The sequence below is a fragment of the Mesorhizobium sp. M7A.F.Ca.CA.001.08.2.1 genome, assembly GCF_003998455.1.
Classification (GTDB): Bacteria; Pseudomonadota; Alphaproteobacteria; order Rhizobiales; family Rhizobiaceae; genus Mesorhizobium; species Mesorhizobium ciceri.
In genome coordinates this window covers 1-2,192 of the sequence record NZ_RZPW01000918.1, presented here as the reverse complement: position 1 = coordinate 2,192, position 2,192 = coordinate 1, and the positions used below count along the sequence as shown (strand labels likewise).

Below are 2,192 nucleotides of genomic sequence, written 5' to 3'. Positions count from 1 at the left end.
CCTCAAGGCGGTGCTACGCGTCGCCCGCTATCATGGCGTCGAACTCGACCCGAACGAGTTCAGGGTGGCGAGCGCAAGCCCGGTTCCAAACGCGACCGATCTCTCGCAATGGGCCCAGAACGGCGGCATGTGGTCGCGTGCGCTTCGCATCCGCTGGTCGCATCTTCTGCGCTTCGAGCACACGGGACCGGTCGTCCTGCTGTTCAATGACGGTGGCGCAGGTCTCCTCACCGGGGCCAGTCCAGAGCGGAATGTCGTCTTCCTCAAAAGTGCGGACGCGCCCGAGGATGCCGAAGCCATCGCCATCGACGAGTTGCGGCTGTCGCAGGTGTGGGCGGGTGAGGCCGTGCTGTTGCGTCCAGCGCGATCCTATATCGCGGCCGATGCGCCTTTCACCCTCGGTTGGTTGATCGACCTGGTACGGTTCGAAAGCCGTTCTATGCGTGACATCGGTATCGCCTCGTTCACGCTCAGCCTCCTTACCGTTCTGCCGCCTCTCATGGTCATGACGCTGGTCAACAAGGTGCTGCAGTTCAACAGCGTTTCAACCCTCGTGCTCCTGTCGGCCACAATTGCCGTCCTGTTCGTTTACGAGACGCTCCTCGGTCACGCCCGACGGCTGATCATCAACGTCGTCGGCGCCCGCCTGGATACCAAACTGAACTTGCATGTTTTCAGCAGGCTCCTGCGTCTGCCACTTGATTATTTCGAGCGTCATCCGGCCGGCGAGACGATGTACCATCTCGCGCAGATCTATCGCATCCGCGAATTCCTGACCGGAAAACTCCTCAGCACGTTCCTGGATCTGATCACGCTCTGCGTGCTGATCCCGGTGATGTTCTATATCAACGCCACGCTGGGCTGGATGGTGCTTGCCTGCGCGGGCGTGATTATGTTGATCATCTTCGCCTTTCTCGCGCCGTTGCGCCGCCGCTACCAGCAAGTGGTCGATGCCGAGACCTGGAAGGCGGCGGCGCTCGGCGAAACCGTCGTCGGCATCAAGACGGTGAAGGCGCTCGGTCTCGAACCGCAACGCAGGGCGCTTTGGGACGAGCGGGTGGCGGAAGCGGGCAGGGCGCGCCTTGCCTTCGGGCAGCTTGCCAACTGGCCGCAAACGCTTGTCACGCCAATCGAGCGTGCGATGGTCCTCGGCACCATGCTGATCGGAGCTTATCTGGCGATGAGCGACACGTCTGGCTACATGGTCGGCAGCTTGTTCGCATTCATGATGATCGCCCAACGCGTCGCACAGCCTCTCGTCGGTCTTGCTCGACTGGTCGAGGACTTCGAGGAGGTAGGGGCGGCAATCAGCGAGGCAGGATCCGTCCTCAACCGACCCCTGGAAAGCAGTTCGAATTCCACAGGCCTGAGGCCGAAGCTCGTTGGCGAGATCAGTTTCCGTGATCTGACCTTCACCTACATCGGCACCAACACGCCAGCGCTTGACCGGGTCAACTTCGACATTCCAGCAGGGACGATGTTCGGCATCGTCGGGCGCAGCGGTTCAGGGAAATCGACAATTGCGCGGCTTCTGCAGGGGATCAATCGCGATTACAGCGGTTTTCTCAAGCTGGATGGCGTCGACCTCAAGGAAATCAACCTGCGTCACCTTCGCCAGGGGCTCGGCGTGGTCCTCCAGGACAATTTCCTTTTCCGCGGGTCCATTCGAGACAACATCATCGCCGGGCGCCCCGGCCTGACCCTTTCCGACGCCATGCGAGCCGCTCACCTTGCCGGCGCCGAAGAATTCATCGAACGCATGCCCAACGGCTATGACACCTATATTGAGGAAGGTTCGCCCAACCTGTCGGGTGGTCAAAAGCAGCGGCTGGCGATTGCGCGCGCGCTCATCCACGATCCGACCGTCATGATCCTTGACGAGGCGACCAGCGCGCTTGACCCGGAGAGCGAGGCGGTGGTCAGCGCCAATCTCATGCGCATCGCCAGGGGCCGCACGATGATTATTGTTTCGCACCGGCTTTCCTCGCTGACCGAATGCGACCAGATCCTGGTCATGGATCAGGGCCAGGTCCTCGATGTCGCGCCGCATGCGACCCTGCTCGAACGATGTGCGCTCTACCGCCAGCTTTGGATGCAGCAGAACCGGCATCTTGACAATCGCCAAGCTCGTCTGGCCGCTGTGCCGCCGAGACTTGTGTGAGCATCGGCTTCGGGGCGCCCATGAGCCTGTC

General features: G+C 61.5%; 1 protein-coding gene. It reads left to right on the top strand.

The window, feature by feature from the left end:
• The coding region (locus tag EN914_RS32895) for a peptidase domain-containing ABC transporter (protein WP_245497899.1) at nt 1–2,161 on the top strand (2,161 nt) is incomplete at its 5' end.
• Nucleotides 2,162–2,192: the final 31 nt, after the last annotated feature.